Origin of the sequence: Nocardioides sp., assembly GCF_036503465.1 — a bacterium.
Classification (GTDB): domain Bacteria; phylum Actinomycetota; class Actinomycetes; order Propionibacteriales; family Nocardioidaceae; genus Nocardioides.
This window is the reverse complement of the sequence record NZ_DASXWU010000015.1, coordinates 16,264-29,493: the sequence shown is the minus strand read 5'-3', so window position 1 is coordinate 29,493 and position 13,230 is coordinate 16,264. Positions and strand designations below refer to the sequence as shown.

Here is a 13,230-nt window from a genome sequence, read left to right as displayed (position 1 = left end):
GCCCTCGGCTGGATACGCCCGGTCCGTAGTCTTGTCCGGTCATGACTGAGGGCCCCCTGATCGTGCAGAGCGACAAGACGCTGCTGCTCGAGGTCGACCACGAGCGCGCCGACGACTGCCGCAAGGCGATCGCGCCGTTCGCGGAGCTCGAGCGCTCCCCCGAGCACATCCACACCTACCGGCTCACGCCGCTCGGCCTCTGGAACGCCCGCGCCGCGGGGCACGACGCCGAGCAGGTCGTCGACACGCTCCTCGAGTTCAGCCGGTACGCCGTCCCACACGCGCTGCTCGTCGACGTCGCGGAGACGATGGCGCGCTACGGCCGGCTCCGGCTGGAGAAGCACCCGACCCATGGACTCGTGCTCGTCTCGAACGACCGTCCGGTGCTCGAGGAGGTGCTGCGCGCCAAGAAGGTCGCCGGGATGATCGGCGCGCGCATCGATCACGACACCGTGGTCGTCCACCCGAGCGAGCGCGGCAACCTCAAGCAGGCGCTGCTCAAGCTGGGCTGGCCGGCCGAGGACTTCGCCGGGTACGTCGACGGCGAGGCGCACGCGATCGAGCTGGACGAGACCGGGTGGTCGATGCGGGCCTACCAGAAGGAGGCGGCCGAGTCGTTCTGGCACGGCGGCTCCGGGGTCGTCGTCCTGCCCTGTGGTGCGGGCAAGACACTGGTCGGGGCGGCCGCGATGGCCCACGCCAAGGCGACCACACTGATCCTGGTCACCAACACCGTGGCAGCGAGGCAGTGGAAGGACGAGCTGGTCCGGCGTACCTCCCTCACCGAGGACGAGATCGGCGAGTACTCCGGCGCGGTCAAGGAGATCCGTCCGGTGACGATCGCGACGTACCAGGTGATGACCACACGACGGAAGGGCGTCTACTCACACCTCGAGCTGCTCGACGCCCGCGACTGGGGGTTGGTCGTCTACGACGAGGTGCACCTGCTGCCGGCCCCGATCTTCCGGATGACCGCCGACCTGCAGGCGCGCCGCAGGCTCGGGCTCACCGCGACGCTGGTGCGCGAGGACGGCCGCGAGGGCGACGTGTTCTCGCTGATCGGGCCGAAGCGCTACGACGCGCCGTGGAGGGACATCGAGGCGCAGGGCTGGATCGCGCCGGCCGACTGCGTCGAGGTGCGGGTCACCCTGCCCTCGTCGGAGCGGATGGCGTACGCCGTGGCCGAGCCGGAGGAGCGCTACCGGCTGGCCTCGTGCACCCACCACAAGATCGACGTCGTACGCCGCCTCCTCGACCAGCACGTCGGCCAGCCGACGCTGGTGATCGGCCAGTACCTCGAGCAGCTCGACGAGATCGCGACTGCCCTCGACGCCCCGACGATCACCGGAGCGACGCCGGTCAAGGAGCGACAGCGGCTGTTCGACGCCTTCCGGGCCGGCGACGTCGGGCTGCTGGTGGTGTCGAAGGTCGCGAACTTCTCGATCGACCTGCCCACCGCCGAGGTGGCGATCCAGGTGTCGGGCTCGTTCGGGTCTCGTCAGGAGGAGGCGCAGCGCCTGGGTCGGCTGCTCCGGCCGAAGAGCGAGGGGAAGACCGCGCACTTCTACACGATCGTCTCCCGCGACACGGTGGATGCCGAGTTCGCCGCCAACCGGCAGCGGTTCCTGGCCGAGCAGGGCTACGCGTACTCCATCCGTGACGCCGACGACTGACCCACGGCACTGTCCGAGATCGGTGCCATGGTGGACCGATGAAGATCGAGTTCATCGCCAGCATGGCCGTGATCACCCCCGACACCGCCACCAGCGCCAGGCTCTACCGCGACGCGCTGGGGCTGCCGCTCGCCGCAGCGGAGGGTGACGACTACCTCCACAGCGAGGACATCCCCGGAGCCCGGCACTTCGGGGTATGGCCGCTGCGCCAGGCGGCGCAGGCGTGCTTCGGCACCGAGACCTGGCCGGACGACCGGCCGGTGCCCCAGGCGAGCGTGGAGTTCGAGGTGGCGGACGAGGAGGCCGTGCAGTCGGCGATCGACGAGCTGCGCGACGCCGGCTTCGACGTCCTGCACAACGCCCGGACCGAGCCGTGGGGCCAGGTCGTGGCCCGGCTCCAGTCGCCGGAAGGCGCCGTCGTCGGCATCTCGCTCGCTCCCTGGTTGCACTGACTTGTGGAGGCTCAGAAGGTCGCCGACGCCTTCGGGCTGGGGCGCGCCACGAGCCTGAGCGAGCCCGTCGCGCGCGGAGAGGTCGGCGAGATCCGCCGGTTGGAGACCGAGCGAGGCTCCTACGCGGTCAAGCAGGCGTTCGAGCCACTGACGACCGAGGAGGTCGCCGACCTCGAGGCGGCGGGCGCCTTCCACCGCGCCTGCTGGGATGCCGGCATCCCGACCTCCGAGCCCATGCCGGCTGCGCACGGCGGCGTCGTCGCCGAGGTCGACGACGAGCACGTGCTCGCCTACTCATGGGTCGAGCTGGACCAACCCGACACGGACCTCGACCCGGCCGCGGTCGGTGCGCTCGTGGCGCAACTGCACGACGTACGCCATCCGATGGCCGGCCCGATGGACGCGCCGGTGCACGAGTGGTTCGAGGCGCCGATCGGCGAGCGCGAGTGGAAGGGCGTGCTGAAGGCGTCGCGGGCTGCCGGGGCGCCGTACGCCGACGGGCTGGCCGAGCTGCTCCCGGCGCTGATCGAGGTCGAGTGGATCCTCACCCCGATGAGACGCCTGCAGGTCTGCCACCTCGACCTGTGGGCGGACAACCTGCGCCGAACGCGCGACCGCGGTCTCTGCATCCTCGACTTCGAGAACGCCGGTCCGGCCGATCCCTCCCGCGAGCTGGCCATGGTGGTGTTCGAGTTCGGGCAGGGCGACCAGCTTCGTCAGCGTCGGCTCTACGACGCCTATCGCGAGGAGGGCGGGCCCGGCCGGGTCACGGAGCGCGGCGACGCGTCGATGGCCGTGGCCCAGCTCCACCACATCGGACACCGGCACCTGACCATGTGGCTCGGCGCACGCGACCCCGAGGCCCGGGCCCGCTCCCTGGCCGGAGTCGAGGAGTTCCTCGGCGGACCGCTCCTCCTGCCCGACGTCGACCGGCTCGTCGCCGCGGTCAACGGGTAGGGCCGCGCCCGGCGAACACCGCGTCGAGGTCGGTGTCCACCTCGTGGATCTCCACGGTGAACCCGCGGTCGGCGTGGGCGTCGCCGACCGGTTCCAGGGACACCACGACGCCCGTCCGCGCGTCCAGCGCCACGTCGTGGGCCACCGGAAATCCCTCGGCACGGAAGCGCGCGAGCCGGACCGGCTCGTCGCCGTACTCGGCGGACGCCGCGATCTCCGACCAGAGCAGCGGGCAGCATCCGCACCGAGGCTCGTATCCCTCGAGCGCTCGCAGCCGCGCCCACCACGTCTCGCGGCCACGGAGCTCGTCCGACCGCAGCTCTGCGATGTCGACGTGGTGGCTGAGCTCGTCCGGGTCGAGCATCGCCGTCCAGGTGTAGTTGTGCCACATCGGGTCGCCGTGCTCGAGGTGGTAGTCCTCCGGACGCCTGTCGACCAGCCCGTCGGGGCGGAACGTCGGCTGCGGATCGGGGTCGACGCCCTCCCAGGCGTCAACCGCGACGTGCCCTTCGGGAGTCGAGACGACCGCCGCGCGCGTGACGGTGTACGGGGCGCCGGAGCTGTACTGCTCGGCACCGGAGGACGGGCGCACCAGCAGCTCACCCGGACGACGTACCCACGCCTCGACCTCACCGAGGTCGCCGCGCCGCGTGAAGTGCAGGGTCCGCCAGCGCCACGGCGAGCTGCGTGCCAGGGCGCGGAAGGAGTCGACGGTCGGCTGCACGATCCCCATGGTGCAGCACGCGCGAACCGGGGCGAAGCGCATTACCTCCGCGCTTGGTCGGCGGCCCGTAGGCTCGATGGAGTGAGGGTGCGCGAGCGACTGGGGGAGGCCCTGTTCCTGCGCGTAGCCGGCCCCGACGGCGCCCGGCACCGAGAGCGCATCCACGGCACGCCGGGCCCTCGCTGGTTCCCCCGTGGCAGCCCGATCACGATCGTGCACGGGGACGCGTCGATGTACGTCGGCGGCATCCGCGCGGTCCTGCTCGAGACGATGCAGCCCGAGGCGATGACCGCGGTCGCGGAGCACTCCGGGTACCGCGGCGACATGTGGGGGCGGCTCGCCCGCACGAGCCGGTTCATCGCGGTCACGACCTTCGGCACCGCCGACCACGCGCAGCAGGCCGTCGACGCCGTGCGCGCGATCCACGACCAGGTGCACGGCACGATGCCCGACGGCACGCCGTACGACGCCAACGACCCGCACCTGCTGCTGTGGGTGCACGTCGCGGAGATCCAGAGCTTCCTGCTCGCACACCGTCGGTACGGCGCGCGTCGGCTCGACCAGGCGGGCTATGACGAGTACGTCGCGCAGACCGGCGAGATCGCCCGGAGGCTGGGCGTCGTCGATCCGCCCACCACCGAGGCCGACCTGCACGCGACCGTCGAGGGATTCCGACCGGAGCTCCGCGCCACGGACCACGCGCGCGACGCGGTCGCGTACCTGATCCGCGAGCCGGAGCTCCCGCTGACTGCCCTCCCGCCGTACTGGGTGCTGGTCGCCGGTGCGATCGGGCTGATGCCGGAGTGGTCGCGTCGGCCCCTGGCCCTGCCGACCCTGCCGGTGGCCCACGACCGCGTCGCCGACCTGCTCGGCCGGGCCGCCACCCGGACCGTCCGGTGGGCGACCGCGCCCGACCGTGCCCGCGCCGCGCGGCTCCACGCGGAGGCCGCCGGCGCTTCCGCAGCGGCTGGGTGACCGGCGCGGCTCCGCCACGCAGAGTCGGAGCGGAATCGGGGCAGAATCGGGGCAGAACGGCGTCGACGACCGGGAGGCTGATCAGGACCCGATGACCGATCTGTCCGAACGCTGGCCGCTGGCAGACCTGCCGGACCTCCGCGACGCGCTGCTGGCGGCGTACGCCGACCCGAACCGGGGCTACCACGACACCCGACACCTGATCGAGGTGCTCGACCGGCTCGACGACCTCGCCCGCGCGGGCGTCTCCTTCGACGCGACCGTCGCGGCGCTGGCGGCGTGGTTCCACGACGCGGTCTACGACGGGGAGCGCGACGCAGAGGAGCGCAGCGCGGTCTGGGCGGAGGAGGCGCTGGCCAGCACGCCGTACGCCGCCGAGGTCGCCCGGCTGGTGCGGCTCACCGAGACCCACGACCCGGCGGCCGAGGACACGGCGGGGCAGGCCCTCTGCGACGCCGACCTCGCGATCCTGGCCTCGTCATCGGAGAGGTACGACGCGTACGTCACCGGCGTCCGGCGCGACTACGCCCATCTCAGCGACCCCGACTTCGCCAACGGTCGCGAGGCCGTGCTCCACGACCTGGCCGGCCGGGACCGGCTCTTCCACACGGCGTACGCACGGGAGGCCTGGGAGCCGGCCGCCCGCGCGAACCTGGCTCGCGAGCTGGCGGGGCTCCCGTGAGGCCTGGCAGGCCCCCGCGTCACTCCTCGTCTGTCGCGTCGGCGGCCAGGTAGGACCGCTTGCGCCGGCGGAGCCCGGCGTCGCGGAGCCGCACGATCAGCTCCCGTGACGTGACCGGAACGGCGCCGGCCGCCACGGCGCCGTCGTACCACTCCTCGGGGACGTCGTAGTGGTCGCGGTCGAAGCCGCGTTCCGGGATCCCGAGGCCACGGGCGAAGACATGCAGCTCGTCGTACGACGTGTCGCTGGCGAGGTGGGACCACAACCGGCCACGGGAGGGCACCAGCGGCGGGTCGATCAGGATCATCGGCCGGCGCCGTCGAGGAGGTCGTCCGCCATCGACCGCCACGAGCGCACATAGCCGGCGTCGACGTACGCCTTGGCCGACCCACCGGGCCGCACCTGGCCGCCGAGGTGCAGCTGACGCACCCCGGCCTCGAGCAGCCAGGGCACGTGCTCGGCCGCCAGTCCGCCGCCGGGCATGACGAGGCCGGCGTTCTCAGGCGTGATCGTCGCCAGCAGGTCGTCGAAGCCCGCCGACAGCCCCCGCGGCGAGCCCGCGGTTCGCACGGCGACCAGCCGCGGGAGTCCGAGCAGCCGGCGCCAGGAGCGTCGCGGGTCGAGCGAGGAGTCGATCGCGTGGTGGAAGGTCCACGGCACGTTCGGCAGCCGGTCGAGCAGCATCCGGCAGGTCTCCGTGTCGATCTCCAGGTCGGCGTCCAGGAACCCGAAGGCGACCCCGGCCGCCCCGCAGGCCACGTAGTCCTCGCCGAGACCGACCAGCCGCGCGAACTCCCCACCCGTGGTCGACCACGACTCGTTGAGCCGCAGCAGCACGAAGACGGGGAGCTCGGTCTCGCGGCAGACCGCACTCACCAGGGCCGGCTCGGGCGAGAGACCGCAGGTCGAGCCGGGCACCACCACGTGCAGCCGGTCGGCTCCGCCCTCCACCGCACCCGGTACGTCGCGCGGGTCACTGACCGCGACCTCGAGCACGACTCCGCTCATGGGGTCACCCTAGGTGCTCCTGAGGGTCGGTCGCCTTTCCCGGTCCGCTGGGCCGAGACCCACCCGCGTTGCAGAATCGAGAGGTGGACGACACCCTCCTGCTGGCCGCCCGGGCACTGGTGCTGGCAGACCTCGAGGCCCGCCACTGCGCGACCCCGGAGGCGGTCGACGCCCTGGAGGACGCGTGCGCCAACCGGGGCTGGTGGGCCGACCAGTGGCCCGAGGGGCGGGTCTACGTGGCAGGACTGGTGGCCCAGGACGTGCAGGACGCGTTGTTCGAGAGCGTCGGTCGCTGGCCGATGTGCCTGTCCTGCGACCCGGAGCACCCGGAGCACTCGCTCTACATCGAGCCCGACATCGGCGGACCGTCGCCGCAGTGGGTGTGCGAGGAGTCGGCGCGCACCATCGCGCCGCTGGGACACCTCGGCGACGGCTGACCGGACCTCCGCGGTCAGGGGCTGACGCTGAGGGGGCTCCACCAGGTGAAGCGGGAGCCGGCGTACACCGAGCGCGACAGCTCGATCACCACCTCCCCGACCAGGCCGCGCCGCGAGTGCCGCAGCACGGGGTCTCCGATCTTGAGGTCGAGCAGGTCGGCGTCGACGGCGTTCGCGAGATCGGCTGTGAGCTTGTCCTCGGCCACGGTCGGACGGAGGCCCCGGGCGGCGAGCAGCGAGTAGAGGCTCTCGGGCAACCCGGTCTGGAGGAAGCCGGGCAGCAGGATCTCGTTGAGGTAGACGTCCTGGTAGCACAGCGGTCGGTCGTCGTGCCGCCGCCTGCGCCGCCAGTGGATCACCGGGTCGCCGGGGGTGAGTCCGAGCGCCTTGGCGACGCCGGGGCCGGCCTGGCCCAGGCCGTGCTGGAGGGTCTCGGTGGTCACCGACCACCCGCGGGCGCGGGCGTCCTCGGTGAACGACATCGGCCGCGAGACCGGTCGTGGGTTCTTGCACACGAACGTGCCTCTCGCGGGCGCACGCTCGAGCAGCCCTTCGGACACCAGCGCGTCGATCGCCTGGCGCACGGTCATCCGCGCCACACCGAACAGCTGCATCAGCCCGCGCTCGGACGGCGCGGGCGCACCCTCCGGGAGGTCCTGGATCAGGTCGCGGACGTACTCGCGCACCTGGACGTGCTTCAACGTCGTTCCGAGAGGCAGGGCCACCTCATTCACGGCCGCGATTCTAGGCGTCGCGGCATGGCGGTCGGGCGAAATCGGTGTCAGAAACGCCCGATCCGCAGGGATTCCGTCGGTCTGCTACGGATCCCGTCCTGGACGCGGAGAACCCACGTGGCCATGGCATCGTGGGTGCCATGAACGAGACGAGTCCGGTGGGCCGGGCCCCGGCCGTGGTGGTGTTCGACGTCAACGAGACCTTGTCGGACCTGACCCCGCTCCGTGCGAGCTTCGAGAGCGTCGGCCTCGCCGCCGAGTCGGTGGAGCCCTGGTTCGCCGGACTCCTGCGAGACGGCTTCGCGCTGACCTGCGTCGGAGTCAACCCGGCCTTCGCCGACCTGGCGCGCGAGTCGTTGCGGATCAGGTTGCTCGGCAGCGGCGTCACGCCCGAGCCTGGCTCCGAAAACGCCGACGACGCCGTCGAACGCGTGATGTCGGGGTTCACCTCGCTCCCGGTCCACCCTGACGTCGTCGAGGGCGTTCGGGCTCTGCAGAGCGCCGGGATCCGCCTGGTCACGTTGACCAACGGCTCGACGAGCGTGGCCGAAGGTCTGCTCGAGCGAGCGGGGCTGGCCGACGCGTTCGAGCGCCTGATGAGCGTCGAGAGTGCCGGGGCGTGGAAGCCGCACCCCTCCTCCTACGCCTACGCCCTGGGCGAGTGCGGCGTCTCCGCGGGCGAGGCGATCCTCGTCGCCGTCCACCCGTGGGACATCGACGGCGCGGCGCGCGCCGGACTGCGCACGGGGTGGCTCAACCGCAGCGGCGGCTCCTATCCGTCGTACTTCCGCCGGCCGGAGCTCGAGGTAGGCAGCCTCGTCGAGCTCGCCCACGCCTGGGAGGGATGAGCGCCGAGGGCTAGGCCGAGAGCGTCATCAGGAGGTACGCCGCGACCGAGGGGCCGTCGGTGATCACGCCGTCCCTGATCATCGCCTCCACGTCGTGCCGCGAGAACCAGCGCTGCTCCATGTCCTGCTCGCCGGGTTCGCGATCCGGTTCGCCCGGCTCGAGGTCGTTCGCGAGGAAGACGTGGACGCCCTGGCCGGTCGTGCCGTTCGCGACGTGCAGGTAGCCGAGTCTCTTCAGGTCACCCGCGGTGAACCCCGTCTCCTCCTTCAGCTCCGCCGCCGCCATGTCTTCAGGAGTGCCCGACCTGCCGGCCGGGAAGGACCCGGAGGGGAACTCCCACGACCGGACGCGGGTCGGATAGCGGTACTGCTCCACCAGATGGAAGCCGTCGTCGTCAGCGGGGATGACGAGCGCGAAGTCGTCGCGGTCGACGACCGAGTAGAGGCCGCGGCTCCCGTCGGCGTACCGGATCTGGTCCTCGCGCACCGACAGCCACTCGTTCTCGTAGACCACGGCGGAGGTCAGGGTCTGGATGCTCACACGGCTCAGTCTCGCGCAAGGGTCGCCGTCACTCTTGCCTCGACGGGGTGCGCCGTGACAAGGATGGGACCCGTGGCCAGCCCGACGACCCCGACCTTCACGACCCGTCCGCTCGACGCCGACACCTGGAAGGACTTCGCGGCGCTCGTGGAGGACAACAACGGCATCTGGGGCGGGTGCTGGTGCATGGGCTTCCACCCGGAGGGGCTGGGCCAGGACAGCACCGCCGAGGGGAACCGCCAGGCGAAGCGCGAACACGTGCGCAAGGGCACGGCGCACCAGATCCTCGTGTTCGACGGCGGGGACTGCGTGGGTTGGTGCCAGTACGGCGCGCCGGCCGAGCTCCCGAACATCAAGAACCCCAAGGCCTACGACCGAGAGCTCACCGAGCTCCCGGACTGGCGGATCGGGTGCGTCTTCACCGGCAAGGGTCACCGGCGGGAGGGGGTCGCGAGGGCGGCGGTGGGCGGCGCACTGGCGGCGATCAAGGACGCCGGCGGCGGACTCGTCGAGGCGTACCCGGAACAGGTCGCGGGACGGAAACCCCAGCAGGGCGCCTACTTCCACACCGGGCCCGAGGACCTCTTCGCCGAGTTCGGATTCGAGCGGGACCGGCAGATCGCCAAGTGGCGCTGGGTGATGAGACGCCACGTGCGGCCCTGAGGCAGGCAGCGAAGTCCCTAGGTTCCCGGCTCGACGCGGGGCTATCGTCGAGACGTGCGCGACACGCTCGTGCGCGACCGTGGCTACCGTCCGGAGCTGGACGGGGTCCGTGGCGTGGCAATTCTTCTGGTCCTCGGTCAGCACGCCATGACTCGGCCACTCATCGACGGCTTCGTCGGTGTCACGGTGTTCTTCTGCCTGTCGGGATACCTCATCACCAGCCTGCTGGTTCGCGAGCTCCAGACAGGAACCATCGACGTACGGGCGTTCTACCGCCGTCGTGCGGCGCGCCTGTACCCGGCCATGCTGACGGTGGTGGCGGCGACGGCCGTGGTCCTGCTCGTCGACCGCCACGATCTGAGTGCCGCGCAGGTCTTCGCCCCCGCTGGGGCTGCGGTCACGTACACGACCAGCCTGTTCGACTGGAGCAACCACGTCTTCGCGACCAAGGACTACTTCAACTACACGTGGTCTCTCTCGGTCGAGGAGCAGTTCTACCTGTTGTGGCCGTTCGCGCTGCTCTGGGGCTACCGCCGAAGTCCTCGGCTGTTCGCCGCGCTCACGGTGTCGCTGATCGTGCTGACGCTCGGCCTCGACCTCTACCTGGGCCTGAGTCGAGCGGTGAAGTACGACCAGCACGAGTACTTCGGGAGCGACACGAACGCGCTGCCCATCCTGGCCGGCTGCCTGCTGGCGATCGTCCTCCACAACGGATGGTTCGCTCGGACGATCCGTCGTCTCGCACCCCTCGCACTCGTGACCGTCGCTCTCCTGCCCGTGCTGGCCTATCGGAACGACACCTACCGTCCTTCCCTGGTGATCGTCGGAGGAACCGTGCTGACGCTGATGACGCTGGTCGGCGTCGTGACCCGGCCGGGCTCGACCGTCGGGTCATTGATGGCCAGCGGCCCGATGCGGTGGCTCGGCCAACGGTCGTACTCCATCTATCTCTGGAACGTCTTGGCGCGGATCGCGGTCCTGTACTTCCTCGGGCACACGCTGGTCGGTGACGTCGTCTGGATCGCCATGTTCGTCGTCCTGGCCGAGGCGAGCTTCCGGTACGTCGAGCGTCCCCTCCGCGCCAAGCTCGGGCGCAGGCCCGGCGCGTCCGGACCACCGCATCGCGCACCGGTCACTGCGGGCGTGCCCCCCGCATCGTGAGCCGATTTCACCCTCGAGAAATCCTCCATCGGCTCGAACACAGGTTCGAACGCGTGCTAGGGTCGAGTCGTGGACTTCCAGGGCACGCTCTTCGAGACACCGGCCCCGGGGTTGAGCTCGCTGGCCGACGTCGAGCGCCACCTGCTCACCCGCGGTGCGTGGATCGACGTACGCCGCGACTTCGTCACCGGTGCCGACGAGGTGCTGGAACGGCTGGTCGTCGACGTGCCGTGGCGGGCCGAGCGGCGGCAGATGTATGACCGGATGGTCGACGTGCCGCGGCTGGTGCACACCTACGGCGAGGGCGAGCCGCTCCCCCATCCGCTGCTGGCCGAGGCCCGCGACGCGTTGTCGGAGCGCTACCGACCGGAGCTCGGCGAGCCGTTCCTGACCGCCGGCTGCTGCTACTACCGCGACGGCCGCGACAGCGTGGCCTGGCACGGAGACCGGTTCGGGCGGGGCCGCACCCAGGACACGATGGTCGCGATCGTCTCGTTCGGCGACCCGCGCCGGTTGGCGCTGCGGCCACGGGGCGGCGGCGAGTCGCTGTCGTTCGAGATGGGGCACGGCGACCTGCTGGTGATGGGCGGGTCCTGCCAGCGCACCTGGGAGCACGCCGTACCGAAGGTCACGCAGGCGGGGCCGCGGATCTCGGTGCAGTTCCGCCCGCGTGGGGTCTTCTGACACGCGGGACCGATCTCGGTCGCGTCAGCTCTCGGTCGCGAGACGGAGCCCGAAGCCGACGAGCACCATCCCGGTGAGCGCGTCGAGCCGCCGACGGATCCGAGGCACCCTCATCCAGGTGGCGATCGTGCCGGACACGACGATCAGGCCCACGAAGTACAGGGCGGTCAGGGCGGTGAACAGCGCACCGAACGCCAGGGTCGTCCAGCCCACGGAGTAGTCGCCGGGGACGAACCCGGGGAGGAAGCTGATGAAGAAGACGCCCACCTTCGGGTTGAGGATGTCGGTCAGGAAGCCGGCCGCGAACCCCGACCCGCCCAGCAGCGGTCCCGGTGCCAACGGGCCATCTCCCACGGCAGCGGTCTCCGCGGCCGTGCGCCGGATCGACATGAGGGACGCCACGCCGATCCAGACCAGGTAGCACGCGCCGACGACCTTGAGGGCGTCGTAGCCGACCTCGCTGGCCCGGAGCAGTGCCGAGAGCCCGAGCGTGGCGGCGGCGACCCACACGGCCAGTCCGCACAACACCCCGGCCGCCGTTGACGCTCCCGCGCGCCGACCGCCACGCACCAGGCCGCGGACCACGACCATGCTGTCGGGTCCGGGCAGCAGGACGATCAGCACGGCTGCGACGGTGAACGAGACGAGCGCGACCAGCACGTCGGGACCTTAACCCCGAGTGAGGAACCGCCCGGATCGATGCCCAATTCGAGAGACAATGACCCGCATGAAGCACGTCGCGACCCTGGTGCGCCTTGTGTCCGCGCTCGCCGTCGTCGCGGCGACCCTGGGCCCGATGGCGGCCCGAGCCGACGCATCCGACATCGCCCGCGCCTGCCGCCACCCGCTCTTCGTGACCGACGACCCGAACGGCATGTGGTTCACACACGGGTACGTCGTGCACAACAACATGTGGAACGCAGCCGGCTACGACGTCTCGCAGCGCCTCCGCGCCTGCTCCGCGGGCAACTGGTCGGTGACGGCGACCGCCGACAACAGCAGCGGCGACGGTGCGGTCAAGACCTACCCCAACGCGCACCGCGACTACCACAACTGGAACACCGGCCACGAGCCGCGGCTCAGCTCGTTCGCCTCGATCGGAAGCAGGTTCGCGTCGCGCTCGCCGCGGGTCGGGATCTACGACGGCGCCTACGACATCTGGCTCAACGGGGTCGCCGACAGCGGCTCGACGGAGATCATGATCTGGACCGACAACCACCGCCAGGTCCCGGCCGGTCACGTGGTGAAGCGGGGCCTGACCTTTTCGCACCGCACCTGGAAGCTCTGGGCCACGGACGACCACCGCTACCTCGCCTTCGTCCCCGGCAAGCGGCTCGGCCACGGGTGGATCGGCCTGAAGCAGCGCTTCTCCTACCTGATCTCGCACGGCTTCCTCGCCCCCCGCTCGACGCTCGGCCAGGTCTGCTTCGGCTACGAGATCGTCTCGACGGGAGGCAGTGCGCAACGGTTCAAGATCGACCGCTTCTCGGTCACCTCGCAACGGAAGTAGCGACGTAGCCAGGCAGGCACGGCTCTCTCACCTGCGGCGGTGATATCGAAGGTCGCCGTTGGGGAGCCGATCGGTGTTCCAGCGCGTGTCGTGGGCGCGGTGATGGTGGAAGGGACACAGGACAAGGCCACTCACATCAGCGCGAAGACTTCTGCCCACGCCCGAGGGCGACCCGGAGGCG

Annotated in this window: 17 protein-coding genes; 11 read left to right on the top strand and 6 right to left on the bottom strand. The window is 71.1% G+C overall.

The window, feature by feature from the left end; translation table 11 throughout:
- The first annotated feature begins 41 nt into the window (after positions 1-41).
- The 3 genes from VGK78_RS01985 to VGK78_RS01975 are packed head-to-tail and all read left to right on the top strand — an operon-like array spanning position 42 to position 3,082.
- Positions 42-1,673, top strand: a complete 1,632-nt coding sequence (locus tag VGK78_RS01985) for a DNA repair helicase XPB (protein WP_331525595.1) — start codon at positions 42-44, stop codon at positions 1,671-1,673.
- 38 nt (positions 1,674-1,711) lie between these two features.
- Positions 1,712-2,125, top strand: coding sequence for a VOC family protein (locus tag VGK78_RS01980; RefSeq protein ID WP_331525594.1), 414 nt, complete (start codon positions 1,712-1,714; stop codon positions 2,123-2,125).
- A 3-nt stretch (positions 2,126-2,128) separates the two neighbouring features.
- Positions 2,129-3,082: a phosphotransferase enzyme family protein gene (locus VGK78_RS01975; protein WP_331525593.1), complete on the top strand. Its 954-nt coding sequence runs from the start codon at positions 2,129-2,131 to the stop codon at positions 3,080-3,082.
- On the opposite strand, the gene VGK78_RS01970 is transcribed toward VGK78_RS01975, so the two are convergent.
- Complete coding sequence (locus VGK78_RS01970; RefSeq protein ID WP_331525592.1) at positions 3,072-3,806, bottom strand: hypothetical protein; 735 nt, start codon at positions 3,804-3,806, stop codon at positions 3,072-3,074. The genes VGK78_RS01975 and VGK78_RS01970 overlap by 11 nt on opposite strands.
- Before the next feature lie 87 nt (positions 3,807-3,893).
- On the opposite strand from VGK78_RS01970, the gene VGK78_RS01965 reads away from it, so the two are divergent.
- Together VGK78_RS01965 and VGK78_RS01960 are read left to right on the top strand one after the other, a co-directional pair.
- On the top strand, positions 3,894-4,781 hold the full coding sequence (locus VGK78_RS01965) for an oxygenase MpaB family protein (RefSeq protein ID WP_331525591.1): 888 nt from the start codon (positions 3,894-3,896) through the stop codon (positions 4,779-4,781).
- Positions 4,782-4,872: 91 nt separating this feature from the next.
- Positions 4,873-5,463, top strand: a complete 591-nt coding sequence (locus tag VGK78_RS01960) for a hypothetical protein (RefSeq protein ID WP_331525590.1) — start codon at positions 4,873-4,875, stop codon at positions 5,461-5,463.
- Positions 5,464-5,482: 19 nt separating this feature from the next.
- Here the strand turns inward: VGK78_RS01960 and VGK78_RS01955 are convergent, their stop codons facing one another.
- Positions 5,483-5,770 (bottom strand): DUF4031 domain-containing protein, encoded by a 288-nt coding sequence (locus VGK78_RS01955; RefSeq protein WP_331525589.1) that lies wholly within the window; start codon positions 5,768-5,770, stop codon positions 5,483-5,485.
- Positions 5,767-6,471, bottom strand: coding sequence for a copper homeostasis protein CutC (locus VGK78_RS01950; protein WP_331525588.1), 705 nt, complete (start codon positions 6,469-6,471; stop codon positions 5,767-5,769). The genes VGK78_RS01955 and VGK78_RS01950 overlap by 4 nt, the downstream gene beginning before the upstream one ends.
- 83 nt (positions 6,472-6,554) lie before the next feature.
- On the opposite strand from VGK78_RS01950, the gene VGK78_RS01945 reads away from it, so the two are divergent.
- Positions 6,555-6,908, top strand: a complete 354-nt coding sequence (locus VGK78_RS01945; RefSeq protein WP_331525587.1) for a hypothetical protein — start codon at positions 6,555-6,557, stop codon at positions 6,906-6,908.
- Positions 6,909-6,922: 14 nt separating this feature from the next.
- Here the strand turns inward: VGK78_RS01945 and VGK78_RS01940 are convergent, their stop codons facing one another.
- On the bottom strand, positions 6,923-7,642 hold the full coding sequence (locus VGK78_RS01940) for a GntR family transcriptional regulator (protein ID WP_331525586.1): 720 nt from the start codon (positions 7,640-7,642) through the stop codon (positions 6,923-6,925).
- Positions 7,643-7,782: 140 nt separating this feature from the next.
- Between VGK78_RS01940 and VGK78_RS01935 the strand changes: the two genes are divergently transcribed.
- A complete protein-coding gene (locus VGK78_RS01935) occupies positions 7,783-8,490 on the top strand; it encodes a haloacid dehalogenase type II (RefSeq protein WP_331525585.1) in 708 nt (235 codons plus the stop codon).
- Positions 8,491-8,500: 10 nt separating this feature from the next.
- Here VGK78_RS01935 and VGK78_RS01930 read toward each other — a convergent pair whose 3' ends face one another.
- Positions 8,501-9,031 carry an NUDIX hydrolase gene (locus VGK78_RS01930; RefSeq protein WP_331525584.1) on the bottom strand — a complete coding sequence of 177 codons (531 nt, stop codon included), beginning with the start codon at positions 9,029-9,031 and terminating at the stop codon, positions 8,501-8,503.
- 72 nt (positions 9,032-9,103) lie between these two features.
- Here VGK78_RS01930 and VGK78_RS01925 point away from each other — a divergent pair, with 72 nt between their 5' ends.
- The 3 genes from VGK78_RS01925 to VGK78_RS01915 all read left to right on the top strand — a co-directional run bounded on the left by VGK78_RS01925 (position 9,104) and on the right by VGK78_RS01915 (position 11,539).
- Positions 9,104-9,694: a GNAT family N-acetyltransferase gene (locus VGK78_RS01925; RefSeq protein WP_331525583.1), complete on the top strand. Its 591-nt coding sequence runs from the start codon at positions 9,104-9,106 to the stop codon at positions 9,692-9,694.
- A gap of 54 nt (positions 9,695-9,748) precedes the next feature.
- Complete coding sequence (locus tag VGK78_RS01920) at positions 9,749-10,855, top strand: acyltransferase (protein ID WP_331525582.1); 1,107 nt, start codon at positions 9,749-9,751, stop codon at positions 10,853-10,855.
- A gap of 69 nt (positions 10,856-10,924) precedes the next feature.
- Positions 10,925-11,539, top strand: coding sequence for an alpha-ketoglutarate-dependent dioxygenase AlkB (locus tag VGK78_RS01915; protein WP_331525581.1), 615 nt, complete (start codon positions 10,925-10,927; stop codon positions 11,537-11,539).
- A gap of 24 nt (positions 11,540-11,563) precedes the next feature.
- Here VGK78_RS01915 and VGK78_RS01910 read toward each other — a convergent pair whose 3' ends face one another.
- Positions 11,564-12,199, bottom strand: a complete 636-nt coding sequence (locus VGK78_RS01910) for a LysE family translocator (protein ID WP_331525580.1) — start codon at positions 12,197-12,199, stop codon at positions 11,564-11,566.
- Positions 12,200-12,266: 67 nt separating this feature from the next.
- Here VGK78_RS01910 and VGK78_RS01905 point away from each other — a divergent pair, with 67 nt between their 5' ends.
- The gene (locus VGK78_RS01905) at positions 12,267-13,049 is read left to right on the top strand and encodes a GH12 family glycosyl hydrolase domain-containing protein (protein WP_331525579.1); all 783 of its coding nucleotides are present in this window, start codon (positions 12,267-12,269) and stop codon (positions 13,047-13,049) included.
- Positions 13,050-13,230: the final 181 nt, after the last annotated feature.